Origin of the sequence: Senimuribacter intestinalis (genome assembly GCF_943192965.1) — a bacterium.
In the GTDB taxonomy this organism is placed as follows: domain Bacteria; phylum Bacillota; class Clostridia; order Peptostreptococcales; family Anaerovoracaceae; genus Senimuribacter; species Senimuribacter intestinalis.
On record NZ_CALPCF010000008.1, the window covers coordinates 24,949 to 50,868 of the forward strand.

Here is a 25,920-nt window from a genome sequence, read left to right on the forward strand (position 1 = left end):
ATGGCAGAAGAATGGACAATGCCAGAATTTCTGAATAGAGATTTTGAAGATATTATGGAAGAAATGACTGCGGCGCTGCCGCAGGATATAGATTTGAGTGAAGGAAGTCATCCGTACAATTTGCTGGCACCGACTGCTATGCAGGAGGCATATTTTACCCAGTATATCATGGCGGAAGCACTGAAACGAATTTTCCCACGGTTTTGTGAAGGGTATTCGGATTATGTAGACTATCATGCTGAGGTCAACGGGATTACGCGGAAAGCGGCGTCTTTTGCGGAGGCAATCCTTGCGGTGACGGGAACAGCAGGTACCGTGATCCCCGCGGAAAGTGTATTTTCTACTGCGGCGATTGGCGATGTTCCGGCTGCATCCTTTGTGTCGCAGCAAGAGGCGGTCATCGGAGAAGACGGAACAGTAGAAATAGTCGTGAAAGCGGCAGAAGCAGGCAGCAGCGGCAATGTGGCGGCAGGGACGATTATCCTGCAGGATTCGCCGCTTGAGGGAATTTCCTCTGTACAAAATCCGCAGGCGGCGACCGGCGGTTCCGATGCGGAAAGTGATGCGGCGCTGATTGGACGCATCACCGAATACGAAAAAATGCAGGGACTTTCTTTCGTGGGCAATGACAGCGATTACAAACGCTGGGCGGAGGAAGTGCCGGGCACGGGAACAGCTGTGGTGGTACCGCCGACAAAGGATGACGATTCCGGGCTTGTCACCATCGTATTGACAGACAGTCAGGGGAATCCCGCGACGGAAACCCTGTGCCAGACCGTCTACGATTACATCGTGAGCCCAGAGGATCGGGAGAAGCGGAAAGCGCCGGTCAACGGCGCAGTACTTTCTGTCGTGCCGCCGGTGCTGATCGAGATTGCCATCGCGGCGGAGGTAAAACTGACAGAGGGCGCCGATCTTGCGGCGGTGAAGGAGGAATTTGTCCGCAATCTGACGGCGTACATGGCACAGGTACCGGAAGATAAGGAAGTGCGCTATACCAAGGTTGGCGCGGTATTATCCCAGACCAGCGGGATTGCGGATTACAATTTAGCCTCGCTGAAGCTCAATGGACAGACCGAAAATATACCGGTGCCGGTCAATGCGTTTCCGAAAATCGTCAGTGAGCAGGTTTCACTGACAGAAAGGGAATAGGCGGCAGGATGGAATATTACAGCAGTGAACAGATTGAAGCAATTTTAAAAAGCGATAAAGCGCGGGAAATTCTCGGCTGGTTTCCGCCGGTGTACAGTGACGCCTATGTGTTTCTGTGGCTTTTGGAGGAAATCGGCGAAAGCGTTGAGCGGATGGAGCAGTGGGCGGAAGCCTTTGCAGCTCAGGTCATGCCTCAGTCCGCCACCTTTACGATTCCCCTCTGGGAAGAGCGGCTTGGGATTTTACCGAGTGAAAAATTGACCCTCGCGCAGCGGAGAAATCAAATTGTAAATCGGCGCAGAACCAGAGCGCCGATGCCGCCTGCCAAAATCGAAAGTATAATTACAAATCTGACAGGCGTGGAAACGGAAATCAGAGAAAATACAGGAAAAAACAAATTTACTGTCGTATGCGGCGGCTGTATTCCGCAGGAAATTATGCAGGCGGTGCGGCGTGAACTGAACAAGCTGAAACCGGCGCACTTGATTTATCAGATTGTAACAGAAGTGCGCAGGGAGGCAGCGGGCAAGCGATATTTAGCGGCAAAAGCCGCAATGATGAAAACCTATGAGATATATGAGATAAAGGAGGGAATTTAACATGGCAACATGGATGCATTTTTGCAGAACACAACAGGGGAAAAACCTGGATTTAAAATTGATGGGCGGGGAAACGCCGCTCGTAATCACAAAAGCAATGTCCGGCGGGAAGCGAGTCAATGCGGCGCAGCTTTCGACATTGACAGCGCTGCCGTCGGAAATGCAGCAGCTGACCCTTTCAGACAGGCTGATGGATGAGGATGCGGCGCAAATGACGCTGCCGGTTCTTTTGACCAATGCGGGACTTTCCGAATCTTATCAGATGCATACCCTGGGCATTTATGCCCAAGATCCTGATTTGGGAGAGATTCTTTATATGGTGAGCCAGACGGACACAGAAGAGGGAGAAGAAATTCCGGCAGAGGCGCAGCAGCCTGCCTTTTCTATTCAGTGGAATCTCTGCATCAAGGTCTCGGACGCGGCAAATGTAACCGTGGAAGTGCCTCAGGCAGGTGTTTTAACAGAGAGCGTCGCAGACTTGCGATATGTAAAACCTGCGCAGCTGACCGAGGCATTGAGCGAGGCGCTGGCGGACAAGGCGAAAAAGCCGGTGACTGTGCTGACGACCCTTGCCGCTTCCGCATGGAATCAGACAGACAAAACTTATAGCTTTGAGGCGGATTATCCGGCGGCGTCTTTTGACCTTTCGGTGGAACCGGACAGTACCTGCACCGAGGCGCAGCTTGACGCATGGAGCGGCGCCAGAATTGTGGGAAGCTCTGCCGGGAATGTGTTGAAAGCATATGGCGATGTGCCGGCAGTGGATGTACCAGTAATTTTGGAGGTGAGAGAAAAATGAGTATCAGTGTGAAGAATGTGGCTAGCAAGGCAAATCCAAACGGAAAGCATTTATGGAAGAAGTACGAAAAGGGCTATGCTGTTGTAAAGCCCGTAGAGCTTATTAGCCGTTCGCCAGTAGTGGTCAAACTAGAAGTTATAGGAGATACGAAAGCAGTCACGTTGGATAGACTTGACGGATTTCAATTTGGCATCCATGCCAACACTGGCATGATTCACATGTTCGCTGTTTTGTCTGGCAAAATTGCTGAGGACTGTGTAAATGGAGGGATGTCTGGTTGCACTTATGATGCTGGCGCACAAACGCTTACACTGCATGCATTTTCAATAACAGACGAAACCGGTGTACTGTCAGAATACACGCCAAAGACGATAGACGTTAAAGAGTTGATAGGCTACGCAGTGTCAGACAATGAGACGCAGTACCCGGAAAGTGGTCTGCATACTGATGGGGTGTGGTATGAGTCTTACACGCCATTAATGCCTTTTGGAGCTACAAATATAGAAATCCAAGAGAAGACATTCGCCAGTCCGAAAGCGGTAAAGGAATTAGGGGATGTTCGGCATAATTTGAATAAAGTCCCAAGGGCTGTTTTTGTAATGTGTTTAGAACGTACAGAAATGCTTTATCCATATAGCGCAATGTTTTCATATTGTGTTATCGGACCGAATCAAGGTGACGTTAATAAGCTGGATTCATACAGATCCACAAGATATATGTATAATGGCGACATGAATAACGTGGTATTGGGACCGTTTAAATGCTATAAAGATAAAGTAGAATTTAGCGGAGGTTCAATAGGCAGTGAAAATGTAGTATTCCAAGCGGGAGTAAAATATGCATTTGTATTTGTGGCATAAATGGAGGTAAATATGAGCAAAAAAATTGTTTAAAGAACAAGCCATAGCTTGAATTGAACAATGATAACCTGCGCAAAATCATGGGCGTTCTTGACGGACTGCCCGGAGGTGTTGACTTAAAGCTGGCAACGCAAGATGTGCAATGATTGGTGAGATAACAAAAAATGCGGAGGGGCTTTACAAAATGAAGCCATCAGAAGACCCGTGGGCGGAGATGGACTTATTCAGCAAGCGATATCTGCGTTGGCGAATAAGTACGTCGCATTATGTTGATTCGCTTATTTTTGACATTAAAACAACTAACAGCGGACTATTTGACGGGAAGGATTATGAGCACTGATGTGTCGGGGCTAGCGGAGTACCAGTCCAATATCAAGTCCAATGAAGCAAAGTTCGGACTAGAATACATCTCAGGATATCTCAGATATAGTACGGGGCAGAGCACTGGAAAGATTACCGTTTGTTATAAAGCAGAAATCAAATATAAATGGATCGCTATCACATAAAATCGAAAGGAGAAAAAGTATGAAATATTTTTATAAAATAGAGAAAGAAGGAAAGCTGCGGCAGATTGGGGCGCAGTCATTCCCTGCAGATGCAGGGACAGGCCAGACGCAGATAGGAGAATCTGAATACAATGCGTTGCTGGCTAAAATAAAGGCACATACAGACATTGTTAGGGAGCATTCCGTTCAAGTACTTAGCGGAGAAATGGCGTGGGAAGATATCCCTGATGAATGTTGTGAAGAAGTCGGAAGTATGGTAGTAGGGCAGTTGGCAAGAAGGGTACATGCTGGAGAGATGAAGATTGAGGATGTGCCAGAAAAATTGAAAGACAAAGTAAATGAAGAAATCTCAAATTTGCCAAATAATCCGTACGGAATCCCAAACGAAGAATGGGATAGAATCCAGAAAGAAGTGGAGCAGAAAGCTGTTAATAAAGCTGTAGCGATCGCAAACGGGACTTATATGGATGGTAACATCTGTGAGCACGGTGCGCATGACAAGATAGTTACTTGATAAATAATGACAGAGTTTAAACAAAAAAGTCATGTCTTTCTTGCTCTTAAAAACAGCCGGAAGCGTTTAAAAGAATGAAAAGAGACCTAGAAAAACAATATAGACAAATCAAACGCAATTCCCGTATGATAGGAAAATATTCCTGTTGAAAGGCAACAAAAATGTGATATAATTTAAAAAGAAAGGGGAAGCGGCAGCTTTAAAGGAGTAACAGTATGTTTTGTATAAAATGCGGAGAACGCCTTGTTGAAGGAGCCAGGTTTTGTGCAAGGTGTGGACATCCGGTACAGAGTGTACGAAAAAAGATCGAAGTGTCAGAAGATAAGGAAACCTATGTACTGACAGTGTGTAGAACGGATCAGTTTTTTGCGATTAATCCCGCAATCAAGATCGAAATTGACAACAAGGAACATTACGAAGTAAAGAATGGCTCCAGTGTGCGTATTCCGATTAGTGCAGGTTTGCATCGAATTGTCTTTTCGTTGCCATTTGAGAGTAAGATCATAGATATTCATATTACGCAGGATGCATCCGTTGTACTGAAGCTGAATCGTTTGACTGGGGAAATCATCGTGAATTAATAGGAGGAAGAAATGTTTTGTTCAAATTGTGGTAAAGAAATGCCGAATGGTGCAACCTTTTGTCCTGAATGCGGCGCAGAGCATACTACACAGGCGGCAGCACAACAGTATATGCATGTGCAGGAATCAAAGCCGGAAGTAAACACTTATATCCCTGAAAATCAGGCAAAGAGTGCGGGAAATAATACGATGTGTGTTGTAGGAATGGTGATTTCCCTGATTTCTCTGTTAATTAATCCGTTTGCCTTGATTGGCATCGCAGGAATTGTTGTTTCTGTCATCGGGCTGGTGCAAATCAGTAAAAATCCTGAGAACGGAAAAGCAAAAGCGGTGACTGGTATTGCAGTAGGCGCAGTTAGTACGATTTATTTCTGTATACAGATTATGTCACTGGCGAACTATACCAGCTATTATTGATCTCTGCAAACGGATTGGAAATACAGGTTTATTCTAGCAGATGTAGTTTGTTGTGTAATTTGCGGCATATGAAGAGAATTGTTGAAACTGTGCGCGTCAGTACCCTAAAATTATGTTAAAATGTATATAGTCCAAAATAGACAAAGCACCCGAAGTGGTGCTTTTTTCTATGGAAAGAAACGAGAAAGGAGGAAATGAGATGAGAGATTATGTAAAAAAGTGGGCGAAAGCAGCAGCGGTTCGCGCGGTAAAAACTATGGCGCAGACTGCGGCAGCGACCATTGGAACCAGCGCTGTGCTGGCAGAAGTCGATTGGCAAATGACCGGATCGGCGGCAGTTTTGGCGGGCATTTTATCGCTGTTGACTAGTGCGGCGGGACTGCCGGAACTTAGTTTGGAACATCAGCCTGCGGAAGAGGAGGCGCTCAAATGAATGAAATTCAAGTAACGGTTTCGACGATTCTGGCGCTCTTCGGCGCGCTGGCAGTTGTCGCCGGTGGCGTCAAAGTGATCATGCAGATGTGTTCGCCTTTTAAACGAATTGCGCAACGAATTACAGAGTGCGAGAAAAGGCTGGACAATCACGATATTTTCCTGGGTAATGACAAACAGGCAATTGCCGATATGAAGGAAATGGCAAAGGAAAATATGCGGGTGAATCTGGCGCTTTTAAATCACTTTATCGACGGAAACGGCGTTGAGAAGATGAAAGAACTGAGAGAAGAAATTCAGGACAGGATGTTTTGAGGGGGGTGACCGTAGAGAAGTAAGGAAACCTTGTCCGTAGGAACAAGGCGTGGTATAATACATATAGTCAAGAGTGAGCCATTAAAGGCGGCGAACTTTCGGAAAGGACTCCGATATGACAGACTACGGAATCTTAGTCATTGTACTTATGATTTTGGGGTTAGTCTTGAGGGATAATCACGAAAAGTAAAAACCGCCCAGGCTAGCCCCCTGAAGCGGTTTTAAATTAAACCTATTTAGAAAGCTTGCTGTCAGGCTTTCTCTTGACACCAATATACCACGAATGAAGAGATTATGCAATAGTCAATTTCACCCTGCGCATTCCGCAGGGCTTTTTATTTGGAGGTACAAAGATGAAACAAAAAGCAGGAATTTTTTGCGGGCACGGCAAATCTCAGGACGGCTCCTGGGACTGCGGCACCGTATATAAAGATGAAAATGAAGCGGCACTGATGCTGCCGATGACAAAGGCGTTTGCAAAGTACATGCGCAGTGCCGGTATTACGGTTGTGACTGACGCGGACAGCGACAACAACATGAACATGATTGCGCAGGTGGCGAAAGCAAACCGGGAAAAGACGGAGGTATTTATTTCTCTGCACTGTGATTACTACAAAGCGCCGTCCGGCACCATGCCGCTGTATGTCTCGAAAGAGGGCAAGAAACTGGCGAAATGTCTCAATGACGCAGTGATGGAACGCATGGGCATGAAGACCAGAGGACTGACAAAGAGAACGGACTTGTATGAACTGACGGCTACCGATATGCCGGCGTGCATTTTTGAAACCGGCTCCATCAAGGCAGACCTGAAAAGGCTGAAAGACGCGAAAGATTACGGTTTCGCGCTGGCGATGGGATTATGTCAGTATCTGGGCGTTGACATGGTTTTTGACGTAAAGACAAGAGGGAAGCTGATTGTACGCAAAACCTCTTTGCTTGCGTCGCCGAAACTGCGTTATTTAGAGAGGGACAAGACCTATAGAATTATCAAAACCAATAAGAAGGGAACCAGAGGAAAGCTGGCGCAGGGCGGCTGGATTACCATTACTGACAAGTATGTCAAAATTTTATAGAGACGGCGCAAGAGTGTGCATCGGGTACATAAAAAAGTGCTACACTGTACATGGTAAAGAGCTTGCTCATAATCGCGTAAAACTCTTTACCCTGTGGGGAGCGTTTTTTTCGCCCGCAAACAAGCTGAGCTTAGCAGAACAAAGAACAACAGGGCAAAAGAAAAAAGTGCGCTTTTCTTTTGCGAAAAGGAAATAAAAAGTCAAAGGAGGAACATGTATGGAGGTTAGAGAAAAAACAGCAGAAACAGGATTTAAACAAAGGGCTATAAAGATGATTGCCGCCAGCAGCGCGATTGCGGATGCCATCGGTGAGACAGATACGCAGGTGATTTTTTCCTACGGAATCGTGCCGGAAGACGCAGGTGGTCCGAAATGCTGCATTAGCGCAGAGGAGGCGGTTAGCGGAATATCGGAGGAGAATCCTTTTTTCAAAAAGCAGATTCTGGTCGTTACCATCTGGTGCCGCAGAGATTACATAGACGATAATGGGGTCAACCGGATGGATATGATAGAAGAGGAACTAGATCGTTTGTTTAACCGTTTTCAAAGCATAGGCAGGGGGGATATGAAGCTGATATCAACCTGGGAAGAACCGGCAGGCAGCGTATATAACAAGAGAGTGATGCGCTTTCAGTCGATGGAACCTCTGCGCAGGCAGGGTGCGTAACTATGAACGCGCCCGCAGAGCTTTCACTTCTCCGCGGTGAAGACTATGTAATCAATGCACATATAAAGATTCATCATCCGACCATAGGAGAAATAGCTGATTATGGTGAGGAGGAATATTGGAAGCTTGTCAGCCTGCTGACTGCCACACCTTTTGACTACAAAGTTGCCTTTTATGACATGGGGATTGACTATGAAGAAATCACGGACTTTGCGCTGTTTATCATGCTGACACAAAACCTGCCGAAGGAGGAGACAAAGATTTTATTTGGGGGTCTTGACTTTTCGAGGTTTCAGGTTTTTACAAGGCGTCAGGCGGGAAGCGACGGGGAAAATCCCGCGGAGGATATCGTACTTCGCGACGCGGAAAGAGAGATTGTGATAGACGACGTGATTTATCAGCTCATTGCAGACCATCTGCGCCGTATGCACAGAATCAAAAGAAATCAGAGAAAACCAGGCAATGAAATTACTAAGAAAATATATATTGAAGAGGATCGAAGAGCCCAGGAGAGAAACCAGGACAAGCCTTTTTCCTCTTTGCTGGCGCCGTTGATTTCGGGTCTTGTCAATTGTGCTGACTTCAAGTACACCTATGAAACCGTATGGGACCTGTGCCTGTACAACTTTTTCGACGCGGTACAACGCATCAGAAAACTGAACAATTATCGAAATCTGATGACAGGCATTTACACAGGAAATATCGATGCCAAATCGATTTCGGACAAACAACTGGACTGGCTGGGCGACTTAGACTAAGCCCGGCGAAAAAAATTATAAAAATATTAGGAGGAAGAAAAATGTTTAACGTAGAAAATTTAATTATCAACAGAATTCTTAGAGGTACCCTTTTTGATAAGGCGACAGGAGAAGTGATTTTCTCCATCGACCAGATCAGTGATCCGTCACTGGAATGTTCCGGCGAGCAGGTCTTTGTAAATGACGCGATGGGTCAGAAAATCGCTGCATTTGACAGAACCAAGGATGCTAAGTTTACCGGTTCCAACGCGGTAGTAAACTTTGGACTGATGGCTGCGCAGCTGGGCTCTGACAAAGAGGTAGCAAATGCGGACAACAAGATTATCCTGCCGGCATTTGAACTGATTGAGGTGAAGGATGCGGCTAAAGTGTCCCTGGTAAACGAACCGGCAGGCGATTTGAAGTACATCTATTCCACCCACTCGGATAAGAGCAAAAATAAGGCGTATCCGGCTGCGGTGGAAGCCAGCGCGGAAGCCTTTTCCATCACTGGAAAAGAGATTACGCTGCCGACAGGCGCTTTCCAGGTTGGCGATTATGTAGCGGTTTGGTATGACAGAGAATCCGCTGAGGCTGTAAAGGTGACCAACACTGCGGAAAACTTCGCCAAGGGCGGCAAATTTGTACTGGAAGTACTGGCAGCTGATATCTGCGATGTGAATACCGAGTACTACGCGTATATTATCTTTAACAACGCGAAGATGGACAACGCTGTAACGCTGACCCTGACCAACGAAGCAAAGCACGGCTTCACTGTCAACGCGATGCAGGATTACTGTTCTCCAACCAAAGAGCTGTTTACCATCGCAATGGCAAAATAAGGGAAACCTGAGAAAAGAGACAGGTTATGGCAGAGAGACAGAACAATCATACCTGTATCCTGTGCGGTGCGGGCTACTATGCTTGTGATGACTGCAGCAAGATTAAAAGCTACACTGCGTGGCGGACGGTCTGCTGCAGCCAGCGCCATTATTTAATCTATCTGGTGTTGAAAAGCTATCAGAAAGGACTTACAGACGCAGAAGGCGCGCAGGCAGAGCTTGCGGATTTTGGGATTTTGCCGGGACAGCCCTCCTATGGCTTTGTACCGGGCGCGGAAAAACTGATCAATGAAATTTTTATAAAAGCGCAGGAGAAAAATTGAACTTGCGGGGAGCTGGAAGAAAAAACCATGCTCCCTGTTTTCATACTAAAATGGAGGAGAGAAGAACATGAAACAGATGACAAAGAAAGAAATGAAAGTTTTAGATAAATTGGTATCCGGAGATTTAACCGGTGCGGTACAGATTTCTGCAGGTGAAGAGGAAACGGCTTGCGTGCAGTACCGCAGACGGATTTCCATGGGGAAAATGCTGATGATGGTGGACACTGTGGCTTACGCGGCGACCTGTGACGGAAATTACAATCCTGTCGCCAGAGATATGATGCTGTCCCGCTTTATTTTGGAATACTTTACGAATATTCCGGTGCCCGTGGACGAAAAGCAGGCGTCGCCGCAGGTTGCGGACTTGGCAAAATGCTACGCATACGTCTTTCAGACGGGGCTTTATCAGGAACTGATGGCAGATACAGAGCTTCCGTTTATCGAAGGATATATCGACAAGAAGCTTGCCTTTGATATGGAGGAGCAGCACGGCATGAATCGTTTGGCGGGTAAAACGGAGCAGCTGCTGGAAGAAGCATTAGCGGCATGGAAGCAGCTTTCCGCACAACTTGAGGCGCAGCCAGAGACGACAGGCAGAGAGGCAAAGCCGCAGTCCGGTCAGACGCCGGGAAATTCCGCTGCGGTGGATAAAAAGATACTGTCCTAGTGCCTGCTAAAGGTGCGTAACGGGAAAAATGAAACAATCTCTTTCAATTTAGGCGTAAAGTGTCATTTTTATGATTTATGTTTTTGAAGAAATGACACTTTACCCCATTTTTACGATACGAAGTGTCAGATTTGTCCCCAAAAGTCGATACACAATTGAAAGCAGGTAAACTCGGATTTTTTGACCGTATTGGTCTAATCTTAGTTATTTACGGTCAGAAATGCCGTAACAGGATTTTCAAACTTGACCGCATGACAGCATTTTTGTTGCTATACGGTCAGATTATGAATTTCAGAACAAAAAAACGACTTCATGCGTTTGCCCTGCGATCAGTAGTAAGAGCTTTCTTGTGAAAGTAACAGAGTGAAATATGAAGGGCAGCAGCCAAGAGAGGTTAGATTTGGGAAATACCTTCCCGATACTATAAACAGTAAAGAAATAGTAATCCGAGATAGTGAATTGGATGCAGTTAAAAAGTATAATCTGACCCTAAAGGGTGGAATGAAAAGCAGCTTCTACATACAAAGTCTTGCAGCCTGATTTCGCAAATATTAAAACAATATTTTAAAGGAGTTATCCAAAGAAAGGAGGACATATGTCAGAAAGTAAAACAAAACACACGGTGAAAACCGAAGTTGTCATTGACAACAAAGAAAAACTTGCAAAGCAAGTGCAAAGAGAACTGGAAACAGCAGTTTCTAAATCGACAAAGAAACTGCGTGCCGAACCGCTGGAAGTGGGCGTGAAACTATCCAAGAAGGATGTTTCGCGAATCAAGGCGGAACTAAAGGATTTGAAAGTTGCAATTCCAGAGATTCAGCAGACCGTTGAGGTAAAGGTGAACCCAAAAGTGGATGATAGTGCCTTGCTGTCAATCCCTAAAGAATTAGGGAATCTATCAACAAAACTGCCGGATTGGCTAAAGAAAAATGATATCATAGGTAAACAATTTGCCCGCTTACCGCAAGTCTGTTAGGCAAGCGTTAGGCTGTCAGCCATGTAGCTGATATGAAGCTTTCAAATTGCTGGAACTGGCTAAAGCCTGCAAGACCAAAGCGGAATCGGAAACGATAAACGTCATGGTGGGGAAACCCGGAAAAAACATGAAGGATGGTATAGGCTGAGAAAAAGCCGCTGAAAGACAGCGGTGCTAAGTACTGTAAAATGCCAAATCAGCAGCCAAGCCCCTAAACTTTTTAGCAAGGGGAAGGTTCAACGACTGTAAGGAAGCCGGAGTTGTCAAAGTGGGCAGCTTTGAAGAGACAGTCTGAACTGCAGGGAGAGCCTGCAGAGCAGGGATGAAGTGCCCTGCCGCCGTAATACTAAAAAAGAAAAAGGCGCAAAAGCGCCTTCGTATACTGAATAGATGTGAAAGGATTAACGTTGCCATTTGTAACCGCAATTTTTGCAGACGTTACGATATCCGGTAGCAACTAAACCATCACCGGAATCCCAGCCGTAGCCAGAGGCTCCAACGCCGTTTGAACCATATTCGTAGCCGCCATCGGTTTCAACATTGGTGGAAAAACAACGCGGGCAGTGGAGTTTTTTACTTTCTTCAATTTGTTCATTTATTTCATCAACAATCTTTTGATCGAAAGTACCCATTGGAGCAATAACTTGCTTATGAGCAAAGGCAAGAACACTATCAAAAGGGGTGCAACCAAGACGATTCTTAGGGGGGCATCAGGTTGCTGTTCGAGAATAGCTTCCCATTCTTCATAGGACTTGCCAGTATTGGTAAGTTGCCCTCCATGTTTTTTTCCGCAAAATGGACAAGTGCGAGTAAGGGAAGGATTTTCAAGAAAATCTGCTTCTTCTCTAAAGAAATCACATTTATTACAGAGAAATAAATTGCCATTAAACTTTTTTCCAACAAGTGGCATTATCATCACCTCGCTTTTATTCAGTATATCATTATCTAAGATGATTTTCAATGATAGATTACGGTCAGTAGCAAGAGCTTCTTGTGAAAGTAACAGCATGAAATATGAAGGACAGCATCCGGGTAAAGTTGGATTCGGTAAATACTTTTCGGATGTGACAAGTAGTCAAGGTATGGTAATCCGAGACAGTGAATTGGACGCTGTAAAGAAATATAATTTAGCATTAAAAGATGGTGGAGATAAGCAAGTTGCATTTCGTAAGTATTTAAGTGCAACTAGTGAAGAATTACAACAAATTGCTAACACAGCCAACGGTGCTGCCATCCAATATCAGCAAATCGGATCATCCGCCCTTGTCGGTGCATCCGGCATGAAAGGTCTTGGTACAGCAGCAAAAATGGCAGCTTTTGAATTCGGCGCAATGTTAAAGAGCTTCGCCCTCTTCTACGCCGTTTCTGAAGCAATCAACTTGCTTTTCAAAGGGCTGCAGGCATTGTGGAATCTGGTGCCGACCCAGGATCATCTTTTGCAATGGGCGGCAGAGTCCGCGCAGAAATTGGAAGAAGCCCAGTCTAGTCTGGAAAGCCTGAACAGCGAGCTGGAAACCACCCAGGACAGAATTTCCGAGCTGCGAAATAAAGGACCGCTGTCACTGGTAGAACAAGAAGAACTGAATGCTCTGGAAGAGGCCAATGCCAAGCTGGAACGGCAGAAAGCCTTGCTGGAAGCACAGGAAAAGACGCAAAAGCAGAAGGCGAGTGAGGATGCGTATAATGCGCTGAAAGGCTATGCGCAGGTCATCACTAGACCGGACAGAACTCAGAAAAGAGTGGACATTGATGAGCAGATTGAGATTGCAACAACCAGATATGAAAAGGCAAAGGCAAATTATGCAGGCGCAAAGACCGATGCAGACCGAAAAGAATATGCTGCGCAGATGAAAAGCGCCAACGATGAAATTCTGGACTTAGCATCAAAAGCCGAAGAACAGATCAACAACATCGATCTTTCCACCGCAAGCGAAGAGGTAAAAGCCTTTGTTCTGAGCACAAAAACCGCCATCAACGAAGGTCTCCTTGCCAATGGAACATTGAAAGTAGATGACTTGCTGGGCGAAGTGTTTAGTGAAGATGAATTCAGAAATTATGGAAATAAGTTGAACCAGCTTTTGGCAAATGAAGACTTTGATTTCAGCGAAACTTCGTTGAAAGAACAGCTGGGCGAAGAGGATGAAATTTCAAGCATGGAAAACGCCATGGGAGTGCTGAGAACTTTACCATTATGTATTGCACAGATGAAAAGCTGCTTCTATGCCAAAAGCCTTGTAGCATAATTCTGTAAAAAACAAAAGAAGATTTAAAAATAGTTACCCCAAAGATAGGAGGACATATGTCAGAAAGTAAAACAAAACACACGGTGAAAACCGAAGTTGTCATTGACAACAAAGAAAAACTTGCAAAGCAAGTGCAAAGAGAACTGGAAACAGCAGTTTCTAAATCGACAAAGAAACTGCGTGCCGAACCGTTGGAAGTTGGCGTAAAACTGTCGCAGAAAGATGTCTCACGGATTAAAGCGGAATTAAAGGACTTGCATGTTGCAATTCCGAAGATTCAGCAGACCGTCGAGGTAAAGGTAAGGCCAAAGGTAGATGATAAAGCGCTTTTATCAATCCCGCAAACGATTAGTAATTTGTCGACAAAAATGCCGGATTGGCTAAAAGCGAATGACATCATAGGTAAAACATTTGCCCGCTTACCGCAAGCCTGTAAGGCAAGCGTTAGGCTGTTAGCGATATCGCTGATATGAAGCTTTCAAATTGCTGGAACCGGCTAAAGCCTGTAAGACCAAAGCGGAATCGGAAACGATAAACGTCATGGTGGGGAAACTCGGAAAAAACATGCAGGATGGTATAGGCTGAGAAAAAGCTGCTAGAGATAGCAGTGCTAAGTACTGTAAAATGCCATATCAGCAGCCAAGCCCCTAAACATTCATTGCAAGGGGAAGGTTCAACGACTGTAAGGAAGCCGGAGTTGTCAAAGTGGGCAGCTTTGAAGAGACAGTCTGAACTGCAGGGAGAGCCTGCAGAGCAGGGATGAAATGCCCTGCCGCCGTAACGATTGAAAAAGAAAAAGGCGCAAACTGCGCCTTAGTATACTGAATAGATGTGAAAAGAATTATGGACGCCAAGTATAGCCACAAGTGTTGCACTTACACCGGTTACGCCCAGTAATAACTAAATTATCACTAGTTGCGGAATTCCAGCCATATCCACTAGAGCCGACACCGTTTCCAAAGGCATATTCAAAACCACCTTGATTTCCCTGGATATTGGTAGAAAAACAGCGTGGGCAGTGGGGTGCAGAGGGAACTGCATATCTTCGCAGAACAGCTTGTTCCTCTTCGGGGTCGAATGTGCCTAAAGGATCAATGACCTGTTTTCGAATGAATTCAAAAAGATCTTCGATAGGAAACCGCTGGGATATGGGTAATTTAGGGGGAGCATCAGGCATTTGTTCAAGAGCAGCTTCCCATTCATCACGAGATTTACCAGTGTCGATGACTTCGCCACCACATTCAGGACAACGGTGAGTGGTTTCTTTTTCGAAGCTACCACATCTACAACACATAAATAGATGAACTTTTTTCTCCATGGATTATCACCTCACTTTTATTCAGTATAGCATTCTTTCTAGTGAATTTCAATGATAGATTACGGTCAGTAGCAAGAGCTTCTTGCGAAAGTAACAGCATGAAATATGAAGGACAGCAGCCGGGTAAAGTCGGATTCAGTAAATACTTTTCAGATACGACAAGCAGTAAAGGAATAGTAATCCGAGATAACGAACTGGATGCTGTAAAAAAATACAATCAGGCTTTAAAGGATGGACAGCTAGCAGAAAAGGCTATGAAAAACCATTTAAAGGGTGTTAGTAAGGAATTAGAGGATGTCGCCAATGCTGCCAACGGCGCAGCTATCCAATATCAACAAATCGGCTCGGCTGCCCTTGTCGGAGCGTCCGGCATGGATGGTTTGAAAAATGCAGCAAATCTTGTAAAGATGGAATTCGGTGCAATGATGAAGAGTTTCGCCCTCTTCTACGTTGTTTCAGAAGCAATTAACCTGTTATTCAAAGGACTGCAGAAATTATGGAGTATGGTACCAACGCAGGATCACCTGCTGGAATGGGCGGCAGAATCTGCCCAGCAATTGGAAGAAACACAGTCTAGTCTGGAAAGCCTTAATGGAGAACTAGAAACCACCCGGGATAGAATTGCGGAACTAAGAAACAAAGGACCTCTGTCGCTGGTAGAGAAAGAGGAGCTTGCAGCCCTTGAAGAAGCCAATGCGAAGCTGGAACGGCAGAAAGCCTTATTGGAAGCACAGGAGAAGACGCAAAAGCAGAAGGCAAGTGACGATGCATATAAAGCACTGAAGGGCTATTCTCAAACCATTAGGAAAGAGGATAGAACTAAAGAAGAAATCACAATTGATGAGCAGATTCGCAGTGCTACAGACAGCTATAATAAGGCGAAACAGAATGCTGCATCAGCAAAAAATTCACAGCAGAAAGAGTCCTATGTCAGACAGATGAACTATGCGGAGGAATCTTTACTTGATTTGGCTACAAAAGCAGAAGAGCAGATCAACAACATCGACCTCTCCAATGCAAGCGCAGAGGTGAAAGCTTTTGTCCTCAGCACAAAATCCGCAATCAACGAAGGACTCCTTGCCAATGGAACATTGAAAGTGAAAGATTTGCTGGGCGAGGTGTTTAATGAAGATGAGTTTCGAATTTATGGAAGTAAGCTGAATCAGCTGCTTGAAAATAAAAACTTTGAGTTTAACACAACATCGCTAAGAGAGCAGTTGGGTGAAGAGTTTGTGACTGCTTGTGAGGACGCCGGGATTTCTGCAGAAGATTTAGCAGAGCATTTACAGAAACTTAAGAATTCCGGAGGTAAAATTGAAGTCAGAGTACCGACTTTGGAGGATTCCATCGATGAAATATCCAACATGGAAAGTGCCATAGGAGCATTAAGTAATGCCTGTAACGAATTCGCAGATAACGGCGGAAAGGTATCCATAGAGACGATCGAAGGCGTTGCAGAAGCATTCGATTCCATGTCTGGTACTAAAGAATTTAAAAACGCAATTACTGTTTTGAGTGATTCTTCATCGTCTGTTGCTGAAGTTGAAGATGCAATGAATGGTTTGGTAAACGCATACTTGAACAGTGAAGATGTGATGAGAAACTTGACTGATAAAAACAAGGAACTGTACATCAATCAGCTAAGGCAAATGGGTGTTAGCAATGCACAAGAAGTGGTAGAGTATAAGCTGGCAGTAGCAAAATTACAAAATGCATCTGCGACCGAGGAGGAAAAAAAGCAGGCAAGAGCGCAGATTCAAGCGGTATTGGAAAGCAATTTAGCATTAAATGCTAATGCTACAGCAAGCTTGAATGCAGCACAGAAAACGGCATTACTTGCAACATATGAATCCTATGTAACGGGGAGTTCTTTTGCACAGGTAGTTTCGAATAATGCCAAGATGCTATATGCCGTGGGAATGGCAGCGGGTACTGCCGGTAAAAGTTTGGCTGAGTATGCGGAAATTATGTTGGCAATTCAGGAACTGCAAAAAGATCCTGGCCTGGGAAGTAAAATTGCAATAGGCGCTTTGATTACAAAGGCAATAGGCATACGAAGTGATGCAGAGGCGGCATATAGAAAAATGTTCACATTTGATACCAATTACTCCCCAACAACTCCTAGCTCAACCCCAACCTCCGGCGACTCTACCCCTAAGAAAAAACCTTCAGAGGAGCGCCGCGACGAGTACAACGCTGCAAAGGAAAAGCTGGATGACAAGCTGCAAAAGAACCAGATTTCTTATGAACGGTATTACAAAAGACTAACTGCTCTGGGCAAAAAATATCTCAAAGATCAGAAGGGCAATGCCGCAGATTATCGCCAGCATTTAAACGATGTCATCGCTGCCAGAAGAGAAGTTTTCTCCCATGCCAAGGAGCAGCTGGATCAGAAGTATGAGCAGGGCATCATCGGTATCAGAACCTATTACAAAAAGACGAAGGAACTGATGGATAAGTGGCTCAAAGGGCGTAAGTCCACAGAAGAGGACTATGCCAATGCATCTATCGAGCTTTCAAAGAAAGTGGTGCAGAGCTGGAACGACCGCATCAGTAGTGCAAATGAATACATTGACCGCCGTGACCTGAGACAGGACTGGATACCGGGGCAGGATGCAGTATCCTATCTGGAAAAGGAGATGGCGCGGCTGCAGGAAGACTATGCGGCAGGCTTATTTGGCAGCACTGAGGATTTTCTGGAAGTATACAACAAGCTGGAAGATAAACTGATCGAAGCACGTAAAGATGCTGCTGAAGCAGAGCTGGACAAGATTGAAAAGCGTGTAGATTCCATCAACGATTTGACCGACATGGTTTCTGACATGCTGAAACAGCGCTATGAAGATATGATTGACGCGCTGGAAAAGCAGGTTGATAAGTACAAGGAAATCATCGACCAGAAGAAAAAATCCCTGGATCTCACTCGAGATGAACTTTCTTACCAGAAAGAGATGAAGAAGCAGGGCGAGGAACTGGCAAAGATGCAGGCAAAAGCTGCAGTGCTGGCGCTTGACAATTCCCGCGAGGGTAAGGCGAAGTATGCCGCCCTCATGGAAGAAATTCGTCAGAAGCAGGAGGACATCAGCGACAAGCAGGCAGACAGAGCCTACGATGCCAAGGTAAAAGCTCTCGATGAGGCAAGCGATGCTTATGAAAGAGCAATGCAGAGCAAAATCGACGATTTGAACGAGCAGATGGAACATGCCGGAAAGTGGCAGGAATATGTTTACAGTTACATCAAAAATACCAATCCTTCCCGACTGCTGGAAGAATTAAAACAGTATAACTATCAGTATGGCAATGGGCTACTGACAACAGTAACGGATATCTGGACCGAATGCGAACCTCTTCTGACGAAATATGGCTCCGATATTGTCAAGCTCCTGCAGGCACAGAAAGACGCTGAACAGGAACAGAAAAAAAATATCGGAGACAGCGATAACCCATCGGCAAAGGGGATGACGACAGCGCAGGTTCAAGAAGCGATCAAGCCTAAAAACACAAAGGCGAGTACCGATGAAAAAAATACTGCATTGGTGGACAGGCTGATAGATGGAGGATGGAACAAGGGAAAAGTTTGGTATGACCGGGAAAACAAAGTCATCTATATGGGCGACCAAGGCGACCGCAGAACTACCGCTCACGCATATAAACTCATTAAGAAGATGAAGGAGATTAACGATTCCAAGAAGTCTAAGAAAGACAAGGAGGCCGGATTAAAGCCTTTGATGGAACAGCTGAATAAATTGTGGAGCTACGGCGATGCTCATTTGGAATGGGACAGCAAGGCAAAGAAATTCCATCTCCATAAAAAAACGGGAACTTCAGAGAAGTGGCAGATTTTCCACGATGGCCTTTCTGCAGGTTTTGTTGGCAGTTACGTTCCGACACCGAAGCAGAACGAAACCTATGCGCTGCTTCAAAAGGGAGAACTGGTGCTGAATCGTGCCGACCAGAAACGCCTTGGCATACAGATGCAGGCACTGGCGTTTTTGACAGAGGGCTTGCATAGGACAGGGCTTTCCGGCGTAAGCAGCGGAAACCTTGGTATGGGTGATATCGTAATCAACGTACAGGCGCCTGTTACCATCGAGGGAAATGCCGATGCGGGCACCGTGAAAGCACTCCACGAATACGGCGACTACATTTCCGGTCAGACCTTAGGAAAACTGCAGTCTGCCATGAATCGCAGGGGCTATACATCACGTGTAAAAACAAATGCAATGAAAAAATGAAGAAGAAAAGGAGGAATGAACTATGTTTACAGCCAAATCGTTTACTTACGATGGAAAATCCAGCGATGATTTTGGACTGCAGGTTTACTATTTGGACAATCAGGCAGTAACCGAGGATCCCATTTGGGAGTCGGAAATCGCAGAAACCAGACTGGCTTCGCAGATAGCGCCGCTGTTTTTCGGACTCAATGTGAATAAGCCGCTGACCTGGTCCTTCGTGGTGGGAAGCATGAACACGCTGGAGCGGGAGCAGATTGATGAGATTATGGACTGGCTCACGTCCAGTGACACGTACAAGTGGCTGGAAATCGACCAAGATGATATGAGCGGCTGGCGATATAAGGCGCTGATACAGAATGTGCAGCTGATTCATTTTCATGGACTTGCAACAGCCTTTCGCTGCACTGTGGTGTGTGACAGTCAGTTCGCTTACGAATATCCGCTGCAGTATGCTTATCAGATAGAGGACGGAGTTGTGAAAAATGCAGCGGGAAAAACCCTGGAAAAAGTCGTGCTGCGAAATGACAGCGCGTTTTCAGGTTATCTTTACCCGAAGATGGAACTGTATATTCCTAAAGACAGTGAAACTTTTACGGTAGTCAACGAGAGTGATGGAAATCGTCCTTTTACCATAAGGATGCCGAAGAATTTTGCCGCTGATGACGGCAGCGAAGAACTGATCGTAAAGGTGGATAACAAGAATCAGATTATCACCTGCAACAGCAGCGGCATCAATATTTACGACTGCTTTGGAGACGAAGAAAACCGTCACTATTTTTTCCGTCTTGTGAAAGGAGACAATATTTTACGCTTTACGGGCAGCGGTCTTCTGAAAATTGAGTGTGAATTTTTGAGGAAGGGAGGTATGTGATATGATTGTAAGTTTTCATGATTTGCAGATGGAAGCAGGCGGGCGGCTCAGACAGCCGGTGCTGTTTCTAAAGACGATGACAGGCACGCCGATTTGTCCGGTGAGTGGATACTTCGACCTGCAGGCAGAGTTTCGCTTTAACGATGTGTCAGAAATCAGCTTTCGTGTGCCACGGCAGTATATGGACGGCGACCGGCTTTTGGACAATCCGTGTTTTGAAAAGCTTTCCGGCATGAGGACGGTAACCATGGAGCCCTACGGCACCTTCATTCTGGTCAATCCCTCCGTCAGCGATGACGGCATCACGCAGGTGAAGGAATGCAAGGCGTATTCGCTGGAGTACGAACTGAATTATAAAACAGTTTCTGCCATAAGCGGTACATATATGTTTTACAATCCGGTAGGAGAAAACGAAGATACCATGATGGACATTATCCTGGCGGCGGTACCTGGATGGAAAATCGGACATATTGATGCTGGGGTGGCAACTCGGTACAGGACCTTTGATATTTCTTCGGACTCGGTGTATTCGCTGATGATGAATACGCTGCAGGAGTCTTATTCCTGCATCTTCCTCTTCGACACGGAAAAGCGGGAAATTCATGTTTACGACGCGGGGACGGCGGTTTCCAATGTGCCGCTGTTTCTCTCAAAGGTCAACTTGATTGAGAACCAGAGCTTTGAGGAACTCAGCGATGAAATCGTCACCTGCCTCAGCGTATACGGTGCGGAGGATACGGATATCACCAGCGTCAATCCCATTGGTGGAAACAAAATCTATAACTTGGACTATTTCATCGAAACCGGAGATATTCCGAAAGCGCTGGGTGACAAATGGAACCGGTGGCAGGGGGACTGCAGGCAGTATCAGACCATTTTCAGCAGGATACATTCCGCAATTTGTACGAATTCGGCTATCTGCAATGGTGAAAACACGCGGCTGGCGGATTTGCAAAAAAATTTGGATGCCCAGCTTCTGATGATGGATGAATTGAAAACAGAACCCGGTACACTGGCTGCAAATATTACCATGTGTCAGCAGCAGATTGACAAGCTGACCGCGGCGGTGGCGGCGCAAAGGCAGGTAGTAGAAAAGCTGGAAACAGATTTGGAAGAAAATTACCTCATGTTGGAAGAAATCAGTGGTTTTTGCAGTTTTGAGCGGTATTTTACTGCGGATGAGCTGAAGGAACTGAATCCGTATCTGAAAGAGGATTCGCTGCAGGACAGCACTTATGTAGTATCAGAGGTTTCTGATGAGCCGCAGACCTGCCGGAAAATCAGCGCGGCAGACAGCTATCAGGTGTCGATGACAAAGGGCAGCATCAAGGAAAGCGGTGATTATCGAAATCTGTCGCCGGAGGAACTGGCGGCGCTGAATCTTTCTGAAACCGAAAAGCGGGAACTCTTGAAGATACTGGAATCGCTGGATACGATTTATTTGGGAAGACGATTTTTCTCCATTGATTTGGGCGTCTTGACCGTGCAGAATACATCCGGTGATTTTTCGCTGACGGGAACCGTGGTGAATTCGACCCTGTCGGTTGAGTCAGAGCCCGGAACCGATGGAAGTTATGGCTGTACCGTAGTGCTTCATGTGGAGCATCCGACATACAACGGCGATGACGTAAGCTACACCAATGGAATCTTTGTGGTAAGCGGCACTTTAACCGGACTTACCCATGCAGAGGATGGCGATTTGTCCTTTCAGCTGACCGGCGGTACGTTGACTTTAACCTTGGACGCAAGTTTATATCAGCAGCAGAATACCGTGCAGGATTTGTATGACTACGGCGTTTCCTGTCTGGCAAAGCTGGCAAGACCGTCTTATGAGTTCTCTGTGGACAGTGTAAACTTTATGGCGCTGCCGGCTTTTAGTGAGCTGCGGGATAAAATCGCCCTCGGTAAATCGGTGAATTTGGAATGGAAAGACGGCATATACCTGCAGCCCATTCTCATTGAGATGAAGGTGAAGTTCGATCAGGCGGAAAGCTTTGAGATGACCTTGAGCAACAAGTTTCATGCTAACCATCCGGAGTTTCTGCTGGCGGATACCATCGGAAAGACGGCGAAGCAGGCGGCAAGTCTGGACGCCAGCAAGTTCAGCTACAGCGCCTTTCATAATTCTAATATCGAAAACGATGTAGAAAAGCTGATGCACTCGGCGCTGGATGTAAGTAAACGTGCTATTGTCAATGCAAAAAATCAGGATATTCTAATCGACGGTGGCGGCATTCACCTGCGCAGGCTGACGGACAGAGAAAATCAGGTCTTCGATCCTTGCGAAGTCCGCATGATTCACAACCAGATAGTCTTCACGGATGACGGCTGGAATACGGCAGGTCTGGCTCTCGGCAAGCTTACTGCCAGCTTGGACGGCACGGAAAAGTCGGTGATGGGTGTAGTTGCGGAAAGTCTCATTGGAAATATTCTCATCGGAAACAAATTGACCATCGAAGCAACCGGTGTGGATGCTGTGACCCAGCAGCCGAATCTAACCCACTTTCGAGTGGACGGCAGCGGCGCTTATCTGGGCAACGCTGCCTTTGTGATGCAGGGCGCGCCCCATGACGGGATTCCTGGAAATCAGATGGTATTGGATCCCCGCTACGGTCTTGTGGCAGGCGACCATACCCTGTTTTCCATCGGAAGCGGCGGTGCGGAGGCGAACTTTATCGACGATGACGGAAAAGTGGTTTACGATGCTACAGGCGTGATGCCTGAGGGCGCGTCCTTGTACTTTGACGCCGAAAGCGGAAACGCCAGCTTTCGCGGCAATGTCTATGCGGAAAACGGGTGCTTTAAGGGTAGAGTCGAGGCGACGGAAGGCTACTTCAACGGAAAAATCCAGACCTCTAATCTGGTAATCGAGGACAATGCCGTTGTGCAGGGGCTAGAAGTCGGGAAGAATGTGACCATGGGAGCGGATGCAAAGATTACATGGGAACAGCTGCCTTCGGGTGTGGCATCGGCAGGTGCGGTAACTGCCATTACCCAGAATGCGATTCAGACGGGAGATTTGCACCTTGGCGGGAAGCTTTATCATATCACAGATGGTGATGCATGGTGGGGCGCGAATGCAAAAGAATATCTTCTTTTAGGTGTAAATGGCAACAATAATTTGCAAATCGGTTCACCGTCAACGAATGTGGAATATGAAGATATCACCATGTATGCCAGAGAACATATGTATTTTATGCCCGGTGGGGCAAAGGTTATGAAGGAAACTGACGGAAGTGGTGGATGGACAGTAAGATTGAGTAACGACAGTTCATTCCAAGGCATGAAGGTTAGAGGACAATTGACGATAAGTGATGCAATAAATGCTAATGGAGGGATAAACGTCAAATCAATAGATGCAGATTTCATGAATATAAGAAGTATCGTTGCATCAGGAACTATTCGAGCTGACTATTTTGGAACTAACAGCAACTATGCCACATTGGTACATGCGAACAATGTATGTATTCATACAAATACTACTATATCTAACAATGATTGTGGTTTTAGCAGTAGTGGGTATTTACAGAAATATAGCGGTTCGTCAAAACGTTTTAAACATGATATCAATGATATGAGTGGCGAACTTATTAAAAAAATCTATGGACTTTACGATATCGAGATAAAGGAATGGGTCTACAACGATGATTACATTGATAGCGAAGATCAGTTATATCAAACTACAACTTTTGGACTGATTGCAGAAGATGTATATTCTGTTTTACCAGATGCTGTTATTCTGGATAAGGACGGTCTTGTTGAAAATTATAGGGATAGGCATCTTTTGAATGCCATGCTTGTTTTAATCCAAGACCAAAAAAAGGAAATCGACAAACTGAAAGAATCTTTAGAAGAACTGAAAGGAGAAATGAAAAATGGAATACGAGAAACTGAACAACATTTATAACACATTAAATTTAGTGGAAACCAAAGGACAGTCTACGGTGCTGATGGCGGCATGCCTTAGCACTTTGCGGGAAGTCCTTGCAGCGGCATCTGCAAGACCTTTGCAGGATTCGTCGCAGGAAAAAAAGGAGGGATAAGCGATGCGCAGAGGAACGACACCAACTTTGCAATTTGAGACAGAATGGGATTGGACAGGCTACGAACTGCTGCTGACCATGAGCGGCGGCACGGAAAAGTCGGAACTGACCTTTGACGACAGCAGGCTGACCGTGGACGGTTCCACCGTATATCTGTCTTTGACACAGGCGGAGACGCTACAGTTTGAAAAGTCAGTGCAGTGTCAGATTAAAGGAAAAAAGGACGGGGTGGTAGTGGCGACTGATATTGTTCGTGTAAAAGTACTACCGATTTTGAACGAGGAGGTTATGTAAGATGGAAAAAACCATAGGAATGTCACTTCTGAACACAGAAGTAATCAGAATGTCTTCTGAGAATGTGCTAAAAGGTGACAAAGGGGAAAAAGGCGATGCTTTTACCTACGAAGATTTTACGCAGGAACAGCTTGCGGCTTTGCGCGGTCCCAAAGGCGAGCAGGGTGAGAAAGGTGAAAAAGGCGACCGGGGTGAACAGGGTATACAGGGCATTCCGGGAGAAAAAGGTGACACCGGTGAACGTGGGCCGCAAGGTCCGCAGGGGCTTCAGGGAGAAACAGGCGCCCAGGGACCGAAAGGAGAAACCGGCAGAGGTTTTATTGTAAGCGGCTATTTTGCCTCGCTGGCAGAACTGCAGGCACAGGTTACGCCGTTTGAAGGAGCGGCTTATGGCATCGGCACAGCGCAGCCCTATGACATTTATATTTACGATGCGGCAGGCGGCAGGTGGGTCAACAACGGACCACTGCAGGGCGCGAAGGGCGACAAAGGAGATAAAGGCGATGCGGGCATGACTGCAGAAGAGTTTCAGGCGGTGCTGGATGCAAAACTGGATGCCAGCACGGATTTGATTACTGTGAAAGAAGCATCAGCGACAAACAGCATACTGATAAAAGGAACCAAGCCGTACGATGATGGTGAAACGCACTTGGACTTTTCGAGAACTTCGACTGAAAATGGTAAGCTGAATATTGACCTCAATGATTCAATGCTCAATCTGATTGGCAAAACGGATACTGGAACGCAGGAATTTCACATCTATAATTCTGGAAATTCACTATATGTGAGCGGAGATGGAATGGGCGTCGTGGCGGAAATAGACGCTGCCAGCAGAAAGCTACGCTTAAACAATGTGGAAGATCCCGCCTTGGATAATAGCGCGGCCAATAAGAAATACGTGGATGAAAAATTTTCACAAATTCCAGATGTCGATACTACGAATCTTGTGCAAAAGACTGGCGGCACTATGACTGGTATACTCACTTTTACAGCTGATGAAAGTTATAACGAATATAAAAATGTACAATTTGTACCGATTAATAAGAATGGAAAAACTGCACTATTAATAGGACAGCAAGATGCATCTAGCGTTCCAGATATTCTATTTAATAAGAGTAAATTGCATTTCGGACCAACTAATATACCTGGAGAAACAGTGCTTTATGGGGATGCAAATAGTTTTGCTATTTTCTCTGAATTTAAAGACATTACAGGTGCAGCAATTGTTGATGGAGGATGTTTGAGTTTTGGTGGGAACGAAACGAAATTAGGAGTCTATGATGCCGCAGGAAATATGAAATATATTACATTGAATGCGAATGGCATGTATAATTCAAACGGAGTTGCAGACAATGGTGGATATTTCAGAAACATCCAAATTAGTACATCAGAACCAACATCCTCCGATGGCAAAAATGGCGATATCTGGATTGTGTATGAGGAATAAGGAGGTGCA

The 25,920-nt window shown here is 45.7% G+C and carries 28 protein-coding genes; 25 read left to right on the plus strand and 3 right to left on the minus strand.

Annotated elements, in window-relative coordinates; all coding sequences use genetic code 11:
• The 17 genes from NFR88_RS08445 to NFR88_RS08525 all read left to right on the plus strand — a co-directional run bounded on the left by NFR88_RS08445 (position 1) and on the right by NFR88_RS08525 (position 11,460).
• Positions 1-1,152: a baseplate J/gp47 family protein gene (locus NFR88_RS08445; protein WP_251615098.1), complete on the plus strand. Its 1,152-nt coding sequence runs from the start codon at positions 1-3 to the stop codon at positions 1,150-1,152.
• Positions 1,153-1,160: 8 nt separating this feature from the next.
• On the plus strand, positions 1,161-1,751 hold the full coding sequence (locus NFR88_RS08450) for a putative phage tail protein (RefSeq protein ID WP_251615101.1): 591 nt from the start codon (positions 1,161-1,163) through the stop codon (positions 1,749-1,751).
• Between the two features lies 1 nt (position 1,752).
• The gene (locus NFR88_RS08455; RefSeq protein WP_251615103.1) at positions 1,753-2,550 is read left to right on the plus strand and encodes a hypothetical protein; all 798 of its coding nucleotides are present in this window, start codon (positions 1,753-1,755) and stop codon (positions 2,548-2,550) included.
• Entirely contained in the window at positions 2,547-3,410 is an 864-nt protein-coding gene (locus NFR88_RS08460; protein WP_251615113.1) for a hypothetical protein, read from the plus strand. The genes NFR88_RS08455 and NFR88_RS08460 overlap by 4 nt, the downstream gene beginning before the upstream one ends.
• 284 nt (positions 3,411-3,694) lie before the next feature.
• Entirely contained in the window at positions 3,695-3,916 is a 222-nt protein-coding gene (locus NFR88_RS08465) for a hypothetical protein (RefSeq protein WP_251615114.1), read from the plus strand.
• A gap of 19 nt (positions 3,917-3,935) precedes the next feature.
• Positions 3,936-4,430: a hypothetical protein gene (locus tag NFR88_RS08470; protein WP_251615116.1), complete on the plus strand. Its 495-nt coding sequence runs from the start codon at positions 3,936-3,938 to the stop codon at positions 4,428-4,430.
• A gap of 215 nt (positions 4,431-4,645) precedes the next feature.
• Positions 4,646-5,011: a zinc-ribbon domain-containing protein gene (locus NFR88_RS08475; RefSeq protein WP_251615118.1), complete on the plus strand. Its 366-nt coding sequence runs from the start codon at positions 4,646-4,648 to the stop codon at positions 5,009-5,011.
• A 12-nt stretch (positions 5,012-5,023) separates the two neighbouring features.
• Positions 5,024-5,428, plus strand: coding sequence for a DUF4190 domain-containing protein (locus tag NFR88_RS08480; protein WP_251615119.1), 405 nt, complete (start codon positions 5,024-5,026; stop codon positions 5,426-5,428).
• Between the two features lie 199 nt (positions 5,429-5,627).
• On the plus strand, positions 5,628-5,861 hold the full coding sequence (locus NFR88_RS08485; RefSeq protein WP_251615121.1) for a holin: 234 nt from the start codon (positions 5,628-5,630) through the stop codon (positions 5,859-5,861).
• Positions 5,858-6,175, plus strand: coding sequence for a hypothetical protein (locus tag NFR88_RS08490; protein WP_251615123.1), 318 nt, complete (start codon positions 5,858-5,860; stop codon positions 6,173-6,175). The genes NFR88_RS08485 and NFR88_RS08490 overlap by 4 nt, the downstream gene beginning before the upstream one ends.
• Positions 6,176-6,528: 353 nt before the next feature.
• Complete coding sequence (locus tag NFR88_RS08495) at positions 6,529-7,248, plus strand: N-acetylmuramoyl-L-alanine amidase family protein (protein WP_251615125.1); 720 nt, start codon at positions 6,529-6,531, stop codon at positions 7,246-7,248.
• Between the two features lie 217 nt (positions 7,249-7,465).
• Positions 7,466-7,915 (plus strand): hypothetical protein, encoded by a 450-nt coding sequence (locus NFR88_RS08500; RefSeq protein ID WP_251615126.1) that lies wholly within the window; start codon positions 7,466-7,468, stop codon positions 7,913-7,915.
• A gap of 2 nt (positions 7,916-7,917) precedes the next feature.
• On the plus strand, positions 7,918-8,673 hold the full coding sequence (locus NFR88_RS08505) for a hypothetical protein (RefSeq protein ID WP_251615127.1): 756 nt from the start codon (positions 7,918-7,920) through the stop codon (positions 8,671-8,673).
• A gap of 41 nt (positions 8,674-8,714) precedes the next feature.
• Positions 8,715-9,494: a hypothetical protein gene (locus NFR88_RS08510; protein WP_251615128.1), complete on the plus strand. Its 780-nt coding sequence runs from the start codon at positions 8,715-8,717 to the stop codon at positions 9,492-9,494.
• A 26-nt stretch (positions 9,495-9,520) separates the two neighbouring features.
• Entirely contained in the window at positions 9,521-9,817 is a 297-nt protein-coding gene (locus tag NFR88_RS08515) for a hypothetical protein (RefSeq protein ID WP_251615130.1), read from the plus strand.
• Between the two features lie 67 nt (positions 9,818-9,884).
• On the plus strand, positions 9,885-10,484 hold the full coding sequence (locus NFR88_RS08520) for a hypothetical protein (protein WP_251615134.1): 600 nt from the start codon (positions 9,885-9,887) through the stop codon (positions 10,482-10,484).
• A 595-nt stretch (positions 10,485-11,079) separates the two neighbouring features.
• Positions 11,080-11,460, plus strand: a complete 381-nt coding sequence (locus NFR88_RS08525; RefSeq protein WP_251615136.1) for a hypothetical protein — start codon at positions 11,080-11,082, stop codon at positions 11,458-11,460.
• 401 nt (positions 11,461-11,861) lie between these two features.
• On the opposite strand, the gene NFR88_RS08530 is transcribed toward NFR88_RS08525, so the two are convergent.
• Positions 11,862-12,092: a hypothetical protein gene (locus tag NFR88_RS08530; protein ID WP_251615139.1), complete on the minus strand. Its 231-nt coding sequence runs from the start codon at positions 12,090-12,092 to the stop codon at positions 11,862-11,864.
• Positions 12,056-12,421: a hypothetical protein gene (locus NFR88_RS08535; RefSeq protein ID WP_251615141.1), complete on the minus strand. Its 366-nt coding sequence runs from the start codon at positions 12,419-12,421 to the stop codon at positions 12,056-12,058. The genes NFR88_RS08530 and NFR88_RS08535 overlap by 37 nt, the downstream gene beginning before the upstream one ends.
• Positions 12,422-12,467: 46 nt before the next feature.
• On the opposite strand from NFR88_RS08535, the gene NFR88_RS08540 reads away from it, so the two are divergent.
• Both NFR88_RS08540 and NFR88_RS08545 read left to right on the plus strand, forming a co-directional pair.
• A complete protein-coding gene (locus NFR88_RS08540) occupies positions 12,468-13,703 on the plus strand; it encodes a hypothetical protein (protein WP_251615157.1) in 1,236 nt (411 codons plus the stop codon).
• A gap of 56 nt (positions 13,704-13,759) precedes the next feature.
• Positions 13,760-14,176 (plus strand): hypothetical protein, encoded by a 417-nt coding sequence (locus tag NFR88_RS08545; RefSeq protein WP_251615160.1) that lies wholly within the window; start codon positions 13,760-13,762, stop codon positions 14,174-14,176.
• A 368-nt stretch (positions 14,177-14,544) separates the two neighbouring features.
• Here NFR88_RS08545 and NFR88_RS08550 read toward each other — a convergent pair whose 3' ends face one another.
• The gene (locus tag NFR88_RS08550; protein WP_251615163.1) at positions 14,545-15,021 is read right to left on the minus strand and encodes a primosomal protein N'; all 477 of its coding nucleotides are present in this window, start codon (positions 15,019-15,021) and stop codon (positions 14,545-14,547) included.
• Positions 15,022-15,119: 98 nt separating this feature from the next.
• Here NFR88_RS08550 and NFR88_RS08555 point away from each other — a divergent pair, with 98 nt between their 5' ends.
• From NFR88_RS08555 to NFR88_RS08580, 6 genes are read left to right on the plus strand one after another with little or no spacing between them, the layout of a single operon-like run.
• On the plus strand, positions 15,120-19,256 hold the full coding sequence (locus NFR88_RS08555) for a hypothetical protein (protein ID WP_251615166.1): 4,137 nt from the start codon (positions 15,120-15,122) through the stop codon (positions 19,254-19,256).
• 22 nt (positions 19,257-19,278) lie between these two features.
• Positions 19,279-20,127, plus strand: a complete 849-nt coding sequence (locus tag NFR88_RS08560) for a phage tail domain-containing protein (protein WP_251615169.1) — start codon at positions 19,279-19,281, stop codon at positions 20,125-20,127.
• A gap of 1 nt (position 20,128) precedes the next feature.
• Positions 20,129-24,034 carry a tail fiber domain-containing protein gene (locus tag NFR88_RS08565; RefSeq protein WP_251615172.1) on the plus strand — a complete coding sequence of 1,302 codons (3,906 nt, stop codon included), beginning with the start codon at positions 20,129-20,131 and terminating at the stop codon, positions 24,032-24,034.
• On the plus strand, positions 24,003-24,170 hold the full coding sequence (locus tag NFR88_RS08570; RefSeq protein ID WP_251615175.1) for a hypothetical protein: 168 nt from the start codon (positions 24,003-24,005) through the stop codon (positions 24,168-24,170). Before NFR88_RS08565 ends, NFR88_RS08570 begins: the two co-directional genes overlap by 32 nt.
• A gap of 3 nt (positions 24,171-24,173) precedes the next feature.
• The gene (locus NFR88_RS08575) at positions 24,174-24,464 is read left to right on the plus strand and encodes a hypothetical protein (RefSeq protein WP_251615178.1); all 291 of its coding nucleotides are present in this window, start codon (positions 24,174-24,176) and stop codon (positions 24,462-24,464) included.
• A gap of 1 nt (position 24,465) precedes the next feature.
• Positions 24,466-25,911 (plus strand): collagen-like protein, encoded by a 1,446-nt coding sequence (locus tag NFR88_RS08580; RefSeq protein WP_251615181.1) that lies wholly within the window; start codon positions 24,466-24,468, stop codon positions 25,909-25,911.
• Positions 25,912-25,920: the final 9 nt, after the last annotated feature.

Coding starts and splice junctions, on each gene's coding strand:
- NFR88_RS08445 (WP_251615098.1), top strand. CDS start 1: ATGGCAGAAGAATGGACAATGCCAGAATTTCTGAATAGAGATTTTGAA.
- NFR88_RS08450 (WP_251615101.1), top strand. CDS start 1,161: ATGGAATATTACAGCAGTGAACAGATTGAAGCAATTTTAAAAAGCGAT.
- NFR88_RS08455 (WP_251615103.1), top strand. CDS start 1,753: ATGGCAACATGGATGCATTTTTGCAGAACACAACAGGGGAAAAACCTG.
- NFR88_RS08460 (WP_251615113.1), top strand. CDS start 2,547: ATGAGTATCAGTGTGAAGAATGTGGCTAGCAAGGCAAATCCAAACGGA.
- NFR88_RS08470 (WP_251615116.1), top strand. CDS start 3,936: ATGAAATATTTTTATAAAATAGAGAAAGAAGGAAAGCTGCGGCAGATT.
- NFR88_RS08475 (WP_251615118.1), top strand. CDS start 4,646: ATGTTTTGTATAAAATGCGGAGAACGCCTTGTTGAAGGAGCCAGGTTT.
- NFR88_RS08480 (WP_251615119.1), top strand. CDS start 5,024: ATGTTTTGTTCAAATTGTGGTAAAGAAATGCCGAATGGTGCAACCTTT.
- NFR88_RS08485 (WP_251615121.1), top strand. CDS start 5,628: ATGAGAGATTATGTAAAAAAGTGGGCGAAAGCAGCAGCGGTTCGCGCG.
- NFR88_RS08490 (WP_251615123.1), top strand. CDS start 5,858: ATGAATGAAATTCAAGTAACGGTTTCGACGATTCTGGCGCTCTTCGGC.
- NFR88_RS08495 (WP_251615125.1), top strand. CDS start 6,529: ATGAAACAAAAAGCAGGAATTTTTTGCGGGCACGGCAAATCTCAGGAC.
- NFR88_RS08500 (WP_251615126.1), top strand. CDS start 7,466: ATGGAGGTTAGAGAAAAAACAGCAGAAACAGGATTTAAACAAAGGGCT.
- NFR88_RS08505 (WP_251615127.1), top strand. CDS start 7,918: ATGAACGCGCCCGCAGAGCTTTCACTTCTCCGCGGTGAAGACTATGTA.
- NFR88_RS08510 (WP_251615128.1), top strand. CDS start 8,715: ATGTTTAACGTAGAAAATTTAATTATCAACAGAATTCTTAGAGGTACC.
- NFR88_RS08515 (WP_251615130.1), top strand. CDS start 9,521: ATGGCAGAGAGACAGAACAATCATACCTGTATCCTGTGCGGTGCGGGC.
- NFR88_RS08520 (WP_251615134.1), top strand. CDS start 9,885: ATGAAACAGATGACAAAGAAAGAAATGAAAGTTTTAGATAAATTGGTA.
- NFR88_RS08525 (WP_251615136.1), top strand. CDS start 11,080: ATGTCAGAAAGTAAAACAAAACACACGGTGAAAACCGAAGTTGTCATT.
- NFR88_RS08530 (WP_251615139.1), bottom strand. CDS start 12,092: ATGGGTACTTTCGATCAAAAGATTGTTGATGAAATAAATGAACAAATT.
- NFR88_RS08540 (WP_251615157.1), top strand. CDS start 12,468: ATGAAATATGAAGGACAGCATCCGGGTAAAGTTGGATTCGGTAAATAC.
- NFR88_RS08545 (WP_251615160.1), top strand. CDS start 13,760: ATGTCAGAAAGTAAAACAAAACACACGGTGAAAACCGAAGTTGTCATT.
- NFR88_RS08550 (WP_251615163.1), bottom strand. CDS start 15,021: ATGGAGAAAAAAGTTCATCTATTTATGTGTTGTAGATGTGGTAGCTTC.
- NFR88_RS08555 (WP_251615166.1), top strand. CDS start 15,120: ATGAAATATGAAGGACAGCAGCCGGGTAAAGTCGGATTCAGTAAATAC.
- NFR88_RS08560 (WP_251615169.1), top strand. CDS start 19,279: ATGTTTACAGCCAAATCGTTTACTTACGATGGAAAATCCAGCGATGAT.
- NFR88_RS08565 (WP_251615172.1), top strand. CDS start 20,129: ATGATTGTAAGTTTTCATGATTTGCAGATGGAAGCAGGCGGGCGGCTC.
- NFR88_RS08570 (WP_251615175.1), top strand. CDS start 24,003: ATGGAATACGAGAAACTGAACAACATTTATAACACATTAAATTTAGTG.
- NFR88_RS08575 (WP_251615178.1), top strand. CDS start 24,174: ATGCGCAGAGGAACGACACCAACTTTGCAATTTGAGACAGAATGGGAT.
- NFR88_RS08580 (WP_251615181.1), top strand. CDS start 24,466: ATGGAAAAAACCATAGGAATGTCACTTCTGAACACAGAAGTAATCAGA.